The organism is Muricoccus harenae, from assembly GCF_009848505.1.
Lineage (GTDB): Bacteria > Pseudomonadota > Alphaproteobacteria > Acetobacterales > Acetobacteraceae > Roseomonas > Roseomonas harenae.
Genome location: NZ_WWDL01000115.1, coordinates 1 through 618 on the forward strand (window position 1 = coordinate 1; position 618 = coordinate 618).

Below are 618 nucleotides of genomic sequence, written 5' to 3' on the forward strand. Positions count from 1 at the left end.
GGAGGGGTTTCCCCATTCGGACATCTGCGGATCAACGATCGCTCGCATCTCCCCGCAGCTTATCGCAGCGTGCCACGTCCTTCATCGCCTCTTGGCGCCAAGGCATCCACCGAACGCCCTTTATTCATTTACAATCAAAGCCACCACCAGCCGCACGCAGGATCAAATCGCGCCCCGTAACGAGCGCAGCCTGCATGAGTTAGTAAGAGCTGCACATACGCGCTCAGATACTTCACTCTCGAAAACTACTAACCAATTCCGGATTTACTTGTGAAAGAACACCAATCGCCCCAGCCTGTGCGGAGCACCAGCGGGGCGTGTCCTTTGGAAGCGATCCCGGCAGGCGTATGACAGACGCCACGCGTCCGCCGGGATGATCTCGATGCACAGGCCAGCATCAAACACCTACCGCGCGCGCTTCTCAGCGTGTGCAGCAAGGCAGGATGTCGGGGCATCGAGAGTGGAGAACGGAGCCTGGCGATCGGCTCTATATATCAGGATCGCTTGCAGCCAGGATTGGCGAACCAACCCTACCCCGCAGGCATTCCTTGAAAGGAGGTGATCCAGCCGCAGGTTCCCCTACGGCTACCTTGTTACGACTTCACCCCAGTCGCTGAC

The 618-nt window shown here is 58.3% G+C and carries 2 rRNA genes; both read right to left on the reverse strand.

Features of this window, described 5'->3' with window-relative positions:
* Positions 1-133: ribosomal RNA gene (locus GSE44_RS25165) — 23S ribosomal RNA — on the reverse strand; the annotation flags it as partial.
* A 418-nt stretch (positions 134-551) separates the two neighbouring features.
* Positions 552-618, reverse strand: a 16S ribosomal RNA gene (locus tag GSE44_RS25170); the annotation flags it as partial.